This is a genomic window from Paraburkholderia atlantica, assembly GCF_009362785.1.
Lineage (GTDB): Bacteria > Pseudomonadota > Gammaproteobacteria > Burkholderiales > Burkholderiaceae > Paraburkholderia > Paraburkholderia atlantica.
This window is the reverse complement of record NZ_WHNQ01000080.1, coordinates 1-12,518: the sequence shown is the minus strand read 5'-3', so window position 1 is coordinate 12,518 and position 12,518 is coordinate 1. Positions and strand designations below refer to the sequence as shown.

11 protein-coding genes and 4 pseudogenes are annotated in these 12,518 nt (G+C 58.7%); 5 read left to right on the top strand and 10 right to left on the bottom strand.

The window, feature by feature from the left end; genetic code table 11:
• From GCT19_RS39205 to GCT19_RS39175, 7 genes are all read right to left on the bottom strand, one after another.
• Positions 1–184, bottom strand: a 184-nt coding sequence (locus tag GCT19_RS39205; RefSeq protein WP_152854831.1) for a MerR family DNA-binding transcriptional regulator, incomplete at its 3' end; no start/stop codon positions are given.
• A gap of 688 nt (positions 185–872) precedes the next feature.
• Positions 873–2,285, bottom strand: coding sequence for a hypothetical protein (locus GCT19_RS39200; RefSeq protein WP_152854897.1), 1,413 nt, complete (start codon positions 2,283–2,285; stop codon positions 873–875).
• Complete coding sequence (locus tag GCT19_RS39195) at positions 2,282–3,454, bottom strand: radical SAM protein (protein ID WP_018436600.1); 1,173 nt, start codon at positions 3,452–3,454, stop codon at positions 2,282–2,284. Before GCT19_RS39195 ends, GCT19_RS39200 begins: the two co-directional genes overlap by 4 nt.
• A gap of 33 nt (positions 3,455–3,487) precedes the next feature.
• The gene (locus GCT19_RS39190; RefSeq protein WP_018436599.1) at positions 3,488–5,344 is read right to left on the bottom strand and encodes a RiPP maturation radical SAM C-methyltransferase; all 1,857 of its coding nucleotides are present in this window, start codon (positions 5,342–5,344) and stop codon (positions 3,488–3,490) included.
• A gap of 2 nt (positions 5,345–5,346) precedes the next feature.
• Entirely contained in the window at positions 5,347–6,342 is a 996-nt protein-coding gene (locus tag GCT19_RS39185; protein ID WP_051106776.1) for a radical SAM/SPASM domain-containing protein, read from the bottom strand.
• Positions 6,343–6,756: 414 nt separating this feature from the next.
• Positions 6,757–6,978, bottom strand: a complete 222-nt coding sequence (locus tag GCT19_RS39180; protein WP_018436596.1) for a hypothetical protein — start codon at positions 6,976–6,978, stop codon at positions 6,757–6,759.
• Between the two features lie 117 nt (positions 6,979–7,095).
• Positions 7,096–7,299 carry a hypothetical protein gene (locus tag GCT19_RS39175; protein WP_152854895.1) on the bottom strand — a complete coding sequence of 68 codons (204 nt, stop codon included), beginning with the start codon at positions 7,297–7,299 and terminating at the stop codon, positions 7,096–7,098.
• A 741-nt stretch (positions 7,300–8,040) separates the two neighbouring features.
• On the opposite strand from GCT19_RS39175, the gene GCT19_RS44705 reads away from it, so the two are divergent.
• Both GCT19_RS44705 and GCT19_RS39165 read left to right on the top strand, forming a co-directional pair.
• Positions 8,041–8,364 carry a hypothetical protein gene (locus tag GCT19_RS44705; RefSeq protein ID WP_176137994.1) on the top strand — a complete coding sequence of 108 codons (324 nt, stop codon included), beginning with the start codon at positions 8,041–8,043 and terminating at the stop codon, positions 8,362–8,364.
• A complete protein-coding gene (locus GCT19_RS39165) occupies positions 8,348–8,908 on the top strand; it encodes a helix-turn-helix domain-containing protein (RefSeq protein ID WP_084598407.1) in 561 nt (186 codons plus the stop codon). Before GCT19_RS44705 ends, GCT19_RS39165 begins: the two co-directional genes overlap by 17 nt.
• A 283-nt stretch (positions 8,909–9,191) precedes the next feature.
• Here GCT19_RS39165 and GCT19_RS44010 read toward each other — a convergent pair whose 3' ends face one another.
• Together GCT19_RS44010 and GCT19_RS44980 are read right to left on the bottom strand one after the other, a co-directional pair.
• Positions 9,192–9,545: a transposase gene (locus tag GCT19_RS44010; protein ID WP_026228929.1), complete on the bottom strand. Its 354-nt coding sequence runs from the start codon at positions 9,543–9,545 to the stop codon at positions 9,192–9,194.
• 121 nt (positions 9,546–9,666) lie between these two features.
• Positions 9,667–9,981, bottom strand: a pseudogene (locus tag GCT19_RS44980) (IS110 family transposase); the annotation flags it as partial.
• Positions 9,982–10,150: 169 nt separating this feature from the next.
• On the opposite strand from GCT19_RS44980, the pseudogene GCT19_RS39155 reads away from it, so the two are divergent.
• Positions 10,151–10,803: pseudogene (locus tag GCT19_RS39155) on the top strand (IS3 family transposase); the annotation flags it as partial.
• A gap of 77 nt (positions 10,804–10,880) precedes the next feature.
• Here GCT19_RS39155 and GCT19_RS39150 read toward each other — a convergent pair.
• Positions 10,881–11,068 (bottom strand): annotated as a pseudogene (locus GCT19_RS39150) (IS6 family transposase); the annotation flags it as partial.
• Positions 11,069–11,447: 379 nt separating this feature from the next.
• Here GCT19_RS39150 and GCT19_RS45150 point away from each other — a divergent pair.
• Together GCT19_RS45150 and GCT19_RS39145 are read left to right on the top strand one after the other, a co-directional pair.
• A pseudogene (locus GCT19_RS45150) lies at positions 11,448–11,868 on the top strand (DDE-type integrase/transposase/recombinase); the annotation flags it as partial.
• Positions 11,869–11,911: 43 nt separating this feature from the next.
• Positions 11,912–12,518, top strand: a 607-nt coding sequence (locus GCT19_RS39145; RefSeq protein WP_193727515.1) for a 2Fe-2S iron-sulfur cluster-binding protein, incomplete at its 3' end; no start/stop codon positions are given.

Below are 12,518 nucleotides of genomic sequence, written 5' to 3'. Positions count from 1 at the left end.
GGCTGAACGGATTCTCCCGCGTTCGATGCGTGCGAGACTTCTTCATCTGACTGGGTAACTGGCCAGCACGCTCGTATTTCCGGGCCGTGCGCTCGCTCATCCCCGTACGCGCCGCAGCCAGCTTCTGGCTCACCCCTTTCTGCCGTTCTTCTCGCAACAATTTGATTTCTCCGTCTTTTTTCATGCCGGCTCCGCAAGGAGCCGCATGATAACGGCGCACCAAACCTCAACAGCTCGGCCGCCGGAAACCGGCAAATCTAGTTGTCGCTACCGGCAGAAGTAATTGTCGCCAGACATGGTAGTTTGCCGTTTCGTCGACTACAGGAAAAGCATGCAATCCACGGGCAGAAACTCGCGCTACCCACCTTGAAATTCTCCCCGTGCATCTATTTCTAGATCCGCTCAGGTAGTCGCGCCCGCTGTACGGCACGCTGCTTGCCACCAAAAACCGAAGGCCTCCCGGCGCCATCGGCCGGTCGATGTTTCCAATATTGACGCATTCAACAATCCGCGTGACATGCCTGCGCATTTATGGCGACTCTTTGGAGCCCGACGATTTCTGCGGCGATCGCGCCTCGTGCATGCCAAGGCAAAACTCAAGGGAGCGCGCCATTCATATTTCTGTGCTTTGATGCCTCGGTGCTCGTCTGAAGGCATGAAGAAAGAGCTCATGGAGAAACATGTTGCGAGCATGGACGGTTAGTTGCGATTCTGACGAAGACAATGAACGCCTGGAAGCGTGGCGATATGCTTCGGATCGCCGATCAGTTGCCCGGGATCGCGGAAAGCCTCGCGCGCGAACGGGAGAGCAGAAATTGCCGCGGTGATCATTCAACGCCCATAGCGCTCACCGCCTGAGGAGCGGCTACCGCCTATATGAATCCCACGACCCTTGCTGAAACCCGCCGAGCATGCCCAGCATCGACCCCGAGTCCCGCGGCCGCAGCAAGGTGGTCGATATCGCGAAAACGAGCGAGCGCGCGATCCGTTGCGACTATAACGATGGCATCCGCTCGCATGGCGGCTAACCCTGCAAACAGCTCTTGCCGGTTTTCGATCGAGGTATCGGCCAGGCGTTCAGGGTCCAGCAGAACCATCCCTGCCCGTGCCCGAAATTGCACCAGCGCGCCGTGTTTCGTGATCCAGTCCCCTATCGCGAGCGCGGCGCTGTTGCCCAGTCGCTCGCGCGCGTTCGACACGAGGGCGGGCGATGGGTCGATTCCCGCTATCTCACGCGAGGGCCGCATAAGTGCGGCGAGTTCAAGGAGTAAACCCTCTCCGCAATCGAGGTGGACAACGGGGCCGGAGGTTCGCGCAAGCAACGATGATTGTTCCCAAACCACCGTGCTCCAACGAGATCTCCTTGCAAATTCATCGGCGAATTGCCCGTCGCAGCATCCCTGTATGGACTGTGCGATCGCGGGCGAGGCATACCACCGCCTACGGGGGCCGGCCAAGGCCACCGCCTGCCGTGCAACTCGCCCCGGTGCGCGGTAAGCGAAGCGCCATTCGGGTGTCGTGACTTCGACGATGCCCGAGCGGACGGTAGCGCGCGTTGGCATGTCGCTCCATGTTTCCCAAAGCGAAGCCTCTCCCGCAAATCCGATTTCCTTTGCCAAATCGGAGAAGTGCGATACGGCGTGGCTCGACGCAGTACAGGTGGGGCTGCAAGGCACGTGACGCAGTGGTCCTATTCCTAGCGTGGCCAGTGCTGCCAGCGGGGATATTGGTCCATTTTCCGCCAGTGTCTTCGCGATCGCATCGCGCCAGCCGGCGTTCAGTGCCTGCGACCACGCTTGCGCGCAACAGGCTGGGAATCCCCGGTCGAGCAATAGTGAAGGAGACATGGAATCGAGCGATGTTTCCTGTGGGCCATCTTTCCGATTTGCTTCGATCAGGAGACAGTAAACAGCGAATTCGCGAGCGTCGCATTCTGTGCCGTCCTGCATCACCGGGACGTGCAGTAGAGCGTCCGGTGCGGTTTCGCGCACCGATACCGATAAGTCCGCGTGCTTCGCATGGTCGAGTACGGCCTGCAGCGACGCAAATGGCGCCCAGACGAGCGTCGCCCCCACGATCCCGCGCCGAACGGCTTCGAGCTCGGTCGACAGCGTCGCTTGCGCGGAGCGTTGGAAACTGGCGTCCCATCGGGCTTGCGCCTCTTGGCTTGTGAAATTGACACGCGCCCGCGCGTGGGCCGACAGGTGCCTATGCGTATCCATAGCCATTTCCGTTTGCGGAACAAGCAGCCTCGGCCAGTTCAGCGATATCGCGGATGCATTCATGATCGAGGCGCCTCGTCGCGCATATCGTCCAGCAAATCTTCGAGCAAAGGCTCCTCCCCGACGGACCATGCGTCGATCATCATTGATTCGAGGCGTATTCGACTCGCTGAAACGCTCAGGGGTGGCCTCCCGCCGGCCGCCAACCCGCGCTCGGCATCTTCGAACAATCCGTACCAGACGGCGCAGTCGCTCGATCGCAAGCGCCAGTCCCCAAGGATCGCGGTGCCGGGACAATTGCCTTTGCACATCAAGAAGAAGCGGCAGCCTGCGCAGCCGCCGTCCGATCGTGCCGTTTCATACAGCGCCAATTGCCGTTCGAAGCCTCGACGCCGTGCCGGCAGATAGGCGATCCCTTCCTTGTTCGTTCGTCCACAATTGGAAGGTGTGCCGTCGCCTTCCACACCAATGACCGCGCGCGTCGAGTAGGCGTCGCAAGCATGGAATACGCACGCCGCGGCCGAATCGTGGCCTCTCAACATTGCCTCGATTTCCTTGAAGACATCGAAACGAATCGACGCGAGCGATGCTTCCAGTTCACGTAGCGTCCGCATGGCAATCAACTGTTCTTCGACAGTCATTTGCAAGTGTGCGGTCTGTTCCGCGTTGTCTCGTTCGAGCAAATGCAATCGCACGCGTTCGCCCCCCAGCCGATCAAGAAACTGCAGCCACTTGCAAAGCCGCGTCAGCCGTTCGCCCACCGCGTTGAGCCGATGCAAGGTAACGATGACCCTCGGGGGCGTACCATCGCGGCAGAGCCGCTCGATGACGGCCTCCGTCATCGCCGTCGCCCGCCGCGTCGAGATCAACGTGCCGGCCCAGCGCTCATCGTTCATTTCTCCGGGGCCGTCGATCGATACTCCGACGTTTACCGAGTAGGAGGAAAAAAGCGCGAGATCGGCTTCTCGTACCAAGGTGCCGTTCGTCTGCATGCCGACGGTTCCGTGACGATCGTAGCCGAACTCGAGCAGGCGTCGCAGATCGGAGCGCTTGGTCAGCATGACCTCGCCGCCGAAAAGACTGAACGGCACGCCGATTTCTTCGAGCTTGCCGATGACGGCGTCGACGTCATACTGAGGTTTGCGTGTTTGGCTCTCGCGAGCGGCCTGCTGATAGCAGTACTTGCATTGGATGTTGCATTTGTCGCCCAGCGGTCTTACTTCCACGGTCATTGTCGGCCTCCTATGGACAGGCGCTAAGCAACACTACGCGAGATAGCCGAACGGAAAATCCGCGCGTGCTTGCTCATCGACCTCTTCCTTTCCGGCCATCGCGGGTAGAGACAGCGAGCGCCGCCCATGCTGCAGCAAGTATCCTCGGGAACGCAGCGATGCCAACGCGGACTCGACCGCGTCGTTCGACAGACGAGCCGCCAATTTTTCGAGGTCTTTGTCGACGCGAGGCGAGCGGCATAAATCGAGCACGGCTACTTCAGCTTCGTTGGCAATATAAAACGGTTCGCAGGCTACGCTGCGGGAATCTTCGATCAAGTAGCCACCGTCTATCGGGAACGCACGCAACACAGGCGGCTCGGGCTCGTCGAACCAGCGCGCACGCCAACGCTTGACAGCCGTGCGCAGCTTTTCCAAATCCAGCTCCGTGGCAGACGAGGGGGCCTCGCCGTCGAAGAAATAAGCGAGGTTCGAAAGCGCTTCATCGGGAATCTCATAGATCTCAGCATAGGACCTGAACGGACGGACCGAACGAAAACCGATCATCTCCGCTTGTTCATAGTTCGGGCTGAATCGATCGAGACGGATGCGGCCGCACGCGACCGGGGGCTGCAAGTGCTCGAGCAACGGTACGATTTCGGCTGCGGCATCGTATTCCTCGGAAGGCTCCTCCGGAAATCCGTACAGAATCGACCAGATCACGCCCAAGCCGAGTTCGCGGCAATTTCTGAGCAAGCGGACGTTCAGCAAACGATCCACGCCTTTTCTCATCAGCCGGAGAATCGGATCCGAGAGGTTCTCGATGCCCGGTTGAACCCACGTCACTCCGGAGCGTGCCAAGGTCCTCAGCTTTTCTTCGTCGAAGTTGGACTTAATCTCGTAAAACAAGTTGAGCCCGCGATGCTCCCCTACCATCGGTTCGAGGACATTCGCAACATGCTTGGGGCTTAATATATTGTCGGTTGCTGCCATGCGCGCTATTGCATGCCGCACAACGAGCGTTTCGAGTTCGTCGAGTAAGCGGCTCGGTGATTTCTCGCGGAAAGTCATGCCCTCGCCGTTCAACCCGCAAAAGGTGCAATGATGCTTTTGCCCCCACCAGCAACCTCTCGACGATTCGAACGGGATGGATGGGCGCACCCTATAGTGCTCCTCCAACTCGGATAGTTGGGCAAAGTAATCGCTGTAATCCGGAACGGGCAGTTCGTCTAAATCCCGAGTCGGACTGGTGGCGACGACGCCATTGCGCGGCGCGAGCGAAAATTCGGCGCCGTGCCGAGCGGCGTTTCGTTGCAGAAGTTCCTTGACAAACGGTGCGAACGTTTGATCCGCCTCGCCGGTGAAAACGTAGTCGATTTGCGGGAAATGCTCGCGGAGCACGGTGCCCATTGGACCATGACAATTCGCTCCGCCGAAGCAGACGACGGTGTCCGGACTCGAAGCCTTGACGGCAGCGGCGATCGCGAGCGAAGCGGCCGTCTGCTCGAACATCGTTGTGAATCCCACTACGCGCGGCCGAGACGCCATGATTTTCTCTGCCGCGAAACGCACGAAGGCCTGCGCGTATTGGTCACGCAGTGCGTCGAGATCGCCGATACCTGCTTTGTCGAGCGCACTATGGCGTTCACGCTCGTACGTTTGATCCACAGGGCGAATCCGGTCCGTACGGAGCGCTTCGGCGAAGAACCAATCGCCGATCAGCAAGTGACTGGGTAATCCGCCGGCAAGACACTCATTCAAATCGAGTCCTATCCACTGCGCGAATGTGAGGTTCAGGTAGAGCGACGACGCACTCAGGCCCGCGCGTCTCAGAGTCGCCTGCAGCAAGCCCAGCGCAGCGGAGGGGCGCACTACCGACACGACCGGCGCCGATAATAGCAAGACGTCCATCGTTATCCCCGCGCCGTGGCTATTCGACGACGCCGCGTCGTGAGTTTGACCGGTTTGTCTCGCCGCTCGGCGAACGCTCGGGCTTGCGAGAGCAAATGGATCGACGAGTACAGGCGGTCGCATGCCGTGCATACGCCGTCGAAGTCTTCCCGTTCGAGCGGGACCGGATCGTCCGCGGTTGTCTGGACGAGCACTTCCACGGGGCCCTCGCTGCCGATCCATTGAAGGAGCGCATCGTCATCGGCTTGCCATATCGCGCGATTCAGGCCGCCCTCTCGAATGTGCCCTACGACCATGCTTTCGCTATGAGGCAGTACACCGCAGCACGGATACACGTTTCCTTCGGGGTTGACCTGAAAATTGCGGAGAACCGACGTGCACGGTCCACGATAGGCATACTCCCAGCGCTTGCGCAGTTCGGCCCGGTCGGCCTCGATGTCGGCGGCGCGTCCCGTCGAATTGATCGCCGTTTCGTAGATTTGAACGCTATCGTCAAGCGCTAGGGCAGTGCGCAACGACTCGGCTGTGATCTTTGAATCGGGCTCAATCACCACGGCAATTCTCGCTTTCACCCCTGTGTCGATCGCTGCCGAGACGGCGTTAGCGATGTGTGAGATCTTCACGAATTGCGCATGGGCATCGTCGTACGAGAGCGTTACCTCCGAGAGGCCCACCGCCTTGAGCGTTGACACCACATCCTGCGCGCGCTCACGGGATTTGGCCCAAAACGCGCTCGTGGTGATGCCCGTGCGCAGGCCTAGCCCGGCCGCGTGCTCGATTGCCTCACGAACGAGCTCCGGATGAAGGAGCGGATCGCCGCCGACGAAATGAACCGCGTCGAAAATGTATGCGGCCGCAGCCTGTGAAATCGCGGCTTTGACATCATCGAGCGACAAGTGCCCTCTTTTTGCCATATCCGACGAGTAGCAGCAGTGAGCGCAGTTCAATGGACAGCGCAATGTGACATTGATGACAAGGGCGACTGGATCGTTCTTCATCGGCGTTCTCGCGGATATACGAAACTAGTCCACTGAACCAGCCGAATTGACTCGGATTCGCCGCGATGGATTACAATACTTCCATTTCAACGGGATCACCCGCTTGGTGTATTGACGGGTGTATCTCATGAGCTTTTCTGTCGAGACTCCTTAGTACCATCGAATAAACCACGCACAATCACGTCGCGCAGGCGAGATCAACCGCGCACGCCTCACCAGGCCGAGGGCCATCGTGAGGCTGCGCTGCATCGACATCAGCTCTTCGCGCTCGCCTTCACTGAATTTGATTTTGCGCATGCAACTTTAGACCGGTGCAATTTCGTTGGTTCAATGGACGAGTTCGTTGCGAATCGGCGAGAGCCTCGACTAACAAGCGGCGCTCGAAAACTGCCCCGTACCGCTCCTGCTATTCGATTAGACGTCGATATGGATAATCGCGGCGTGCCGCGGCTTGCTCGCGACCGCGACGGGTTTCGAACGAATCATTGCTTCGACCTTGTCGCTGATTTGGATTCCACATTGCGCCAGATAGGCCTTGGGGTCGACCGAAATCGCAGAAGCGGACGGCGGATTCGCTTTTAACGATTTGGCTGCCAGTTGGGCCTTTTCGAGATCGACGATCACGTCATTGGTCATTTTTTCATTCCTCATGGTTTAGCCTGCGCTTTACCGGTTCGAGTTCGCAGGCGATCGAATGCGCGTACCGATGGAAAGACGCTGCGCGTGAGATTGAAACGAAGTATCGATTTTCACTCAGACATCGATATGAATGAGCACGGACTGCCGCAGCTTGCCACCGCCTCCAAACGGCTTACTACGAAGGGGGGCAGCGACTTTGTCGGTGATCTGGACGCCGTGCTGAGCCAGAAACGCCTTCGCTTGTTTTGCTTGCGCGGACTCAGACGAGGAATCGTTGCCTTGCATTCCATCGATGCTAATAGCCATATCATTACTCATTCTCATGTCCTCATGGTCGAATGAACATTTCCTGGTTGGGCGGCATTTGCACTTCCCATTGTGCAGAGTACTCCACACGTAGCGACCTTGCCGCCGACTGCGTGTCGCTAAATTAATCAACGTTTTAGCGCTCGCTCAGTGCGCACCCCGGAAGGCCTGGTGCCCGAAGCCCTGCACACGTTGGAACCCCTGCGGTCTCTGCACGCCGTGCAGTCCCTGACTACGCTGCACTCCCCGAAAATCAGCGACAACTCTCATAGAAGCCACGTGCTGCCCGGTCATCGAGTGAATCTGCCAGACTTGATCTTCATTGAGGGGTAATACCACGCCCTGTTCACCCATTCGTCTGCTCCTGGAAGTCTAAGAAAACATTGAAACGTCACGACGAACCGAAACACCCCCAGCCCCTTACATTGGCACGCGCAAAACGTCGTCCCACGTCCGTCTTATGGCGCTGGAATTTGAGAGCAGAGCAACAATTCTCAAATCGAAAAACTGCATACTCGCATCCTCAACTCCCAGTGAGTTGGACGTCTGCAACTGACGAGCAATAGCCGCGCCAGACGGAAAGCGAGATAATACGACTAATCGGTGGAATCGCCTGTCGCAAATGTCTCAACCTTGTCGTACATCGAACAATATTAAGCGACATCAACCTGCTGTTCACCGCCTGGTGGCGAAATGAGGCTCTGTCGAGGATTTGTCGCACTAACGCGATCGGAGTAAGATTGGTTTTCGATCGTGAATGACGAACGGCATGGGACGAAAACACCGCGCAAGGCTTTGCCGCCGGGCATCGGCAAGGTTCTCAAGCGACTGCACTATCCGCTGGACGATCCTGCTGTGCGTACGCTGGTATGTGGTTTATTCGTTTGGCCTGCGCAATCTCGAGGAATGATGGGCAAGATCTGGTGTCCATGGCTTGATGTCCAAGTTGCTTTAGCGACTCTTAATCGACTGGCGCGTGCACAACAGTTACAGATGGAGGCCCGCACCCTGAACTGCACCCCAAAAGTTGGACACGGATCCAACCTTTTGGGTGTTTTTCATGGCGAAGCACGATAAGCGGTTCAAACTGAAGTTAATTAAAACGTATTTGCGCGGGGGAATTGGGCTGCCAGTACTGGCAGCCCGCCACGGGATCGACTACTCGATGCTTCGCCGCTGGGTTGATGCCTATCGTTTGCACGGCGACGCAGCTCTTTGCCCTAAGCGCAGCCAATACGGCGTTCACTTCAGGCTGAAGGTGCTCAGGCGCATGTCGCGTGACGGGCTTTCCCTGCGCGAAGTCACTGCTCTGTACGATATCCGCGATCCCGCCAGGGTCTCGCAATGGGCCCGCCTGTATGATGAGGGCGGTATAGATGCTCTGATGCCCCGCCGACGAGGGCGTACAAAAAAATGCCCGAGACCCGGCCTGACCTGCCTGTTGAAGAGAAACCTACCGATGCGCGATCACGCGAAGAACTACTCAAGGAGCTCGTGTATCTGCGCGCGGAGGTGGCGTACCGAAAAAATGTATGGTCCGCCCCGGCTTTGCGAGCAGGCACTTTCAAACGAAGCAGTTTGCGTAAATGTATCCGGCCTCTCGCGAGTCAGCCGCTTTTGACGGCAAGGCCATGATGGGATATGCACGCCCGGTTCCCAATAAGCTTCGTCGGCCTCAAAGGCCGGTTTTTTTGAGCTGGGTTTACCGAGCGCCGTTGCGCTGTTTCGTCATCAGGTGCGGGCAAGCAAACTTGGAAGGGGGCGCAAAGTCTCCTATTGCTGTTGCGGTTGTCGCAGATACAGAGAGCCGTGTCGTGTGAGGACAGCCCACGCAATGCGCGCAAGTTTGTTGGCCAGCGCCACGATAAGCTTGTTGCGGTGTATTCCTTTCGCCTCCATCTGATTCAGCCAGACACCGAGATGATCTTTGGTTCGATCCAGATGCAGAACACAGGTGCGAGCACCATGCAGCAGCAGCTTGCGCAAATATGAGTTTCCACGTTGCTGATACCAAATAGGCGCTGTTTGCCGCCTGTGGAGAATTCCCGGGGCACGAGCCCCAGCCATGCCGCGAGATGGCGACCGGACTTGAATTGCGTTCCGGTGCCCGCAAACGCGGTAATTGCCGTCGCTGTCAACTGGCCGATGCCAGGCGCAAGTGTCAATCGCGTGACTGCATCGTCGGCGCTCGCAATAGATTCGATCTGGCGCCGAATCAGAAGCAGGCGCGCCTGAATGGCACGGTATTCCTGCCACAACTTGTTCGAGCAAACTGTGCATTGCTGGCGTCAGTCCATTCTGGTCGTCTGAGAGATCCGACGGCATGTCGCGGATAAAGTAAGCCGCTCCAGCGGGAAGCGTAAGGCCGTATTCGAGGAGAAACGTACGCGTCTGATTGATGACGGAGGTCTTGTTGCAGACGAGCCGTTGCCGCACCCGGTCCAGCGCCTGTAAGTCGAGCTGTGGGTCGGTCTTTAGCAGCGCGAATCGCATGGTGGGACGCGAAATCGCTTCAGCAATGGCTTCTGCGTCGACTAGATCAGTCTTGTTCGACTTGACGAATGGCTTGACGAACTGTGCAGGAACAATGCGGACCTCATGTCCTGCAGCGGCGGCTTTCCTTGCTAGCCAGTTACTGCCGGGGCAAGCCTCCATTCCAACGATGGTCGGGGACGCGCGCGTCAGGAATTCAATGAGGCGCTCACGCGTGAAGCGCCCCTGAAAGCCGGCTTACCAGCGGCGTCGAGACCGACTACGTGGAATGCCGATTTACCAATGTCGATACCCATTCTGGCCACGGCGGATGTAACGCGCTGATTCATGACACACCTCCTCGGAAGCTGTACGTGTCAGCCCTGATTATGCAGCTATCCGGAACGCCGGTCGGATCGTCAATCACAAGACCGTGCAGCGGCTGATGGGTGAATTGCAGCTGAAATCACTGGTGCGCCCAAAGCGCTACCGCTCCTGGCGCGGCGAAGTTGGACGCGTTGCACCGACCCTGCTAAATCGCGAGTTCGAGGCACGCAGGCCTGATCAGAAATGGGTAACCGACGTGACGGAATTTAATGTCAACGGCGAGAAGCTTTACCTGTCGCCTGTGATGGACCTGTACAACGGTGAAATCGTGGCGTGGCAGACGGCTCGGCGGCCATGCTTCGAGCTGGTCAGCAACATGCTGAAGAAGGCCGTCCCGCAGTTGGGTACCCGGGACAAGCCGTTGTTACATTCAGATAGGGCTGGCAGTACCAGATGTCTGCCTGGCGGCGAATGCTTAGCGCGAATCGGCTACGGCAAAGCATGTCGCGCAGAGGAAACTGCCTGGATAATGCCGCAATGGAAAGCTTCTTTGGCACGCTAAAATCCGAGTTCTTCCGCCTGACCCGATTCGACAGTATCAAACAGCTGCAGGCCGGACTGCGGCGATACATTCACTACTATAACCACGAGCGCATCAAGCTCAAACTCAATGGGCTGAGTCCCGTGCAATACAGGACTCAGCTTCTGGCGGCCTAGAAACTTACCGTCCAACTTGGTGGGATCCATTCACGCGGCGGGCGGCATTTTGCCGACACGCGAACCTGATAATCCAGATGCGCGCTCAAATGAGGAACCTCGAGTCCGTGTTCGGCCATCATCTCTTCGACGTTGCGCAGGCTCAGCGAGTACGCCACGTGCCAGCGCACGCAAAGCAGGATCACGTCCAGCGGATGATGCAGCCGCTTGAGCACTTTGCCGAGACCGCCGGGCACGCCTTGCGCGTCGTCTTCGTCTTTGCCATCGTGTGTGTCGTACGTTCCGATTCGAGCGATTCTACCCGACCTCGCCAATGCGACTGAACCTACGAATTCGCTCGATCGCAGTCGCCGGTTCCGTGCGGATGTCTAAACATGCGCGACTTGTAAGGAACACCACGTCATTGTTCGATAGCCGACACAAGTGCGCGACGCAACTGCGGGCCAATGCGTCATTATGCCTATGCTCTGCGGTTCCGAGCGTTTAGGCCCCCACATGGTCCGGAAGGTGCTTCGAGACAGGCTTGGAACAGCCCGGTCGCTGCGCAATCGCGACAAAGAGCATTGTCACGTTGCTGACTGAGTCCGGTAGCATCAGGCAATGCAGTTACCTGATCGCTTTATCGTGGCGACCGCTTCCCCACGATGCCATCAGTTGTGCCGTGCGTTGGGCACCACCGGGTTCAGCTGAGTCTGCGCGACCTTGAGCAATTCGACACTGGCGCGACAAATTTAGCGCAAGCTTTGAACGGTGGGTAAAGGCAGCTCGCCGCACATCCAGCACCACGGCATCTGGACGAGCTATTTGTGTCGTTGTGCCGTGAGCTTACCTGCGACGGCGTGCCGTTGATGAACAGGGGCCGAACTCGACTACCTGCGGCAGAAACGGCGGGACTAAGGCGCCGCCAAGCGGTTCTTCAGCCACGTGCTTTGTTCTAGCCCCGTGCCGCGCACTCAACACCGATCAGCTTGGGAGCGAGCCGGCAGCCAGAGCCGACATTCCCAAAACTGGCGGGCATCAAATATGTGCGTCAAGACTGCGGCCCGGGTGAACAACCGTGCAGACCCTGCGTAACGCGCGCCCGGTCCGCACTGTCTTCCGATTCGCCATGACAACGCAAACCATCCGCTTCTATCACCAGGGGTCCGTCCGCGAGGTCGCGGGCGTTCCGGCGACGCGCACCGTGCTGCAGCACCTGCGCGAGGACTTACGCTGCACCGGCACCAAGGAAGGCTGCGCGGAGGGCGACTGCGGCGCGTGCACAGTCGTGATCCGCGAACTCGACGCGCGCGGCGAGCTCACGCTGAAGGCGGTCAACGCCTGCATCCAGTTCCTGCCGACGCTCGACGGCCGCGCCCTCTTCACCGTCGAAGACCTGCGCGCCGCGAACGGCGCGCTGCATCCGGTGCAGCAGGCGCTGGTCGACTGTCACGGTTCGCAATGCGGCTTCTGCACGCCCGGCTTCGTGATGTCGATGTGGGCGCTCTACGAAAACCAGCCCGCCAGCGCCGGCCTGCCGACCCGTGACGAAATCGACGCCGCGCTGTCCGGCAATCTGTGCCGCTGCACCGGCTACCGGCCGATCATCGATGCGGCGCAGAAGATGTTCGACTACGCGCAGCATCCGCGGGTCGCGCTAGATCGCGATGCGATCGCGGCCACGCTGCGCACACTGCAGCGCAAAGACACGTTCGAATACAGCGCCCCCGACACGC